4 protein-coding genes are annotated in these 2,289 nt (G+C 63.7%); 2 read left to right on the top strand and 2 right to left on the bottom strand.

Annotated features, from left to right (window positions below; all coding sequences use genetic code 11):
* Positions 1-381, bottom strand: a 381-nt coding sequence (locus tag JV551A3_RS15090; protein ID WP_133978876.1) for a sterol desaturase family protein, incomplete at its 3' end; no start/stop codon positions are given.
* 396 nt (positions 382-777) lie between these two features.
* On the opposite strand from JV551A3_RS15090, the gene JV551A3_RS15095 reads away from it, so the two are divergent.
* Together JV551A3_RS15095 and JV551A3_RS15100 are read left to right on the top strand one after the other, a co-directional pair.
* The gene (locus JV551A3_RS15095; protein ID WP_133972845.1) at positions 778-1,491 is read left to right on the top strand and encodes an MgtC/SapB family protein; all 714 of its coding nucleotides are present in this window, start codon (positions 778-780) and stop codon (positions 1,489-1,491) included.
* A gap of 17 nt (positions 1,492-1,508) precedes the next feature.
* Complete coding sequence (locus tag JV551A3_RS15100; protein WP_133972843.1) at positions 1,509-2,018, top strand: GNAT family N-acetyltransferase; 510 nt, start codon at positions 1,509-1,511, stop codon at positions 2,016-2,018.
* A gap of 50 nt (positions 2,019-2,068) precedes the next feature.
* On the opposite strand, the gene JV551A3_RS15105 is transcribed toward JV551A3_RS15100, so the two are convergent.
* The coding region (locus tag JV551A3_RS15105; RefSeq protein WP_133978878.1) for a diguanylate cyclase domain-containing protein at positions 2,069-2,289 on the bottom strand (221 nt) is incomplete at its 5' end.

Consider the following 2,289-nt stretch of genomic DNA (forward strand, 5'->3'; position numbering starts at 1 on the left):
GCGCCCCTTCACCGCATGATGCAACCGGTGCGCGCGGTGCAGGCGCCTGAGGTAGCGGTTGACCGGCCGTGGCTTGCGTGGCCAGTGCCGGTGAAAGAACCCGTCATGGGCCACGATATACAGCACGCCATACCCCGCCACCCCGCCGCCCACCCACTGCAAGGGCGCATGACCACCCTTGCCCAGGGCCACCAGCACCGTAGCGATCAGCCCCAAGGCCACCAGGTACAGGTCATTGGTTTCGAGCATGCCCAGTTGCGGCTCATGGTGCGAGCGATGCAGCCACCAGCCCCAGCCATGCATGATGTACTTGTGAGCCAGCGTGCCAACGCCCTCCATGGCCACCAGGGTGCCGAACAGTACGGCGAGATTGAACAGCATGGAACGGTCCGGGGATGGCAAGGGAAGGCGCAAGGGTACCGATTGCCCGCGTTTTTTTCCATGCAGGCGTGACCTGTTGCAGGCCCGGTACGGATGAACCCATTGTCATCTTTTCACCCTTGACCTGGCCTGCCACGGGGCGTAAGGTCCACGACGCAATTTTGCATCCCTGAACAGGAGCCCTGCATTGGACAGTAGCCCCAGTCGCATGCGACAGGCCCACGTGGCGCGCTAGTCAGGTAGTGTTCTGCACTGTCTGGCCGGCCTGGCAAGACGGTGGTTTCTTGTAACCCTCCTTTTCTTCCTTCCCCTCCATGGTCCTGCGCATTTTCTGGTTTTTCAACCACGCCAGCTGATGGCGTTCATGCGGGCGTGTGCCCGTGGAAGAGGTTTGCTATGGATTGGAACGTATTTCTGCTGCGTGTCAGCATCGCCTTGCTGCTAGGGGCGCTGATTGGCGCCGAGCGTCAATTGCGCCAGCGTTTGACCGGGCTGCGCACCAATGCACTGGTTAGCACCGGTGCCTGCCTGTTCGTGCTAATGACCCAAGCGGTGCCGGGCATGGCGCCGACCGACGCATCGCGTGTCGCCGCGTATGTGGTGTCGGGCATCGGTTTTCTCGGTGGCGGCGTGATCATGCGCGACGGGTTCAACGTGCGTGGCCTGAACACCGCCGCCACGCTGTGGTGCACGGCCGCGGTCGGCGTACTGTGCAGCCTTGGGCTGCTGCTGGAAGCGACGCTGGGTAGCCTGGCGGTGCTGTGCGCCAATATCCTGTTGCGCGATATTGCCCAGCGCCTGGACCGCCAGGATATGGTGCCGGCCAGCGAGGTAGAGCAGCACTTCGAGGTGCGCATAGTCTGCCGCGCCGAGGACGAGATCCAGGTCCGCAGCCTGATGTTGCACAGCCTGGGCGACCCGCAGCTGAGGCTGCAGTCACTGCACAGCCAAGACCTTGCGAACCCTGCACGCCTGGAAGTGCGCGCCGAACTGCTGGGTACCGCGCAGGCGCCAGCGCAACTGGAGCAGTTGGTCAGCCGGGTCAGCCTGGAGAAAGGTGTCAGCTCGGTGCGCTGGCAATTGCAGCCGCAGGTACTGGCTACAGACTAGAACGAAAGGACTTCTTCATGCGCATTCGCCCTACCCTCGATCAGGACATTCAATGGCTACCGGGCGTCGAACGCTCGGCTGCCCAGGCCTTTGCCGCCTGGCCGGCACTGGCATGGCTGGCGCAGGGTGACGTGATGGATTGCGAGGCTCACCGGGCGTTTGTCGACGCAGGCGGTAGCTGGGTGGTCGAGGACCTGGATGGGTGCATTCTGGGGTTTGCCTGTGCCCGGCTCGAGGATCAGGCGCTACACCTTCATGAAGTTTCGGTACGCCTGGAGGCCCAGGGGCAAGGTGTCGGGCGCAAGCTGCTGCAGCAGGTGGCCGATGCGGCGCGCCAGGTAGGGGCGCGGGAGCTGACCTTGACCACCTTTGCCGATGTGCCATGGAATGCACCGTTCTATGCGCGGTTGGGGTTCGAGGTGATTGATGAGGGGCTGCTGGATGCACGCTTGCAGCAGATTCTGGCCGGCGAGCGTGCCCATGGGTTCGAGGGCCGTTGTGCGATGCGCCTTGGTATAGATAACTAGACCCCGGGGCTGCTTTGCAGCCCATCGCCGGTACAGGCAACCCGGGGCCTTCATTCCTCTACACCCACCACCGAACTTTCTGCCACACAATACCCATCCCGTCCCTGGCGCTTGGCCTGGTACAGCGCCGCATCCGCCGCGGCCATCAGGCGCTCGGCCGTCACCCCCTCTCGCGCCAGGTCTCCCACAGCAATCCCCGCACTGAACGACACCCGGCCCAGTGGGCTACCCACATGCTCCAGCAGCTGCCGGCGCAACAGCTGTTGCACCT

The organism is Pseudomonas inefficax, from assembly GCF_900277125.1.
In the GTDB taxonomy this organism is placed as follows: Bacteria; Pseudomonadota; Gammaproteobacteria; order Pseudomonadales; family Pseudomonadaceae; genus Aquipseudomonas; species Aquipseudomonas inefficax.

Excerpts from the sequence above, each read along its gene's own strand:
- JV551A3_RS15095 (WP_133972845.1), top strand. The coding sequence starts at position 778 with ATGGATTGGAACGTATTTCTGCTGCGTGTCAGCATCGCCTTGCTGCTA.
- JV551A3_RS15100 (WP_133972843.1), top strand. The coding sequence starts at position 1,509 with ATGCGCATTCGCCCTACCCTCGATCAGGACATTCAATGGCTACCGGGC.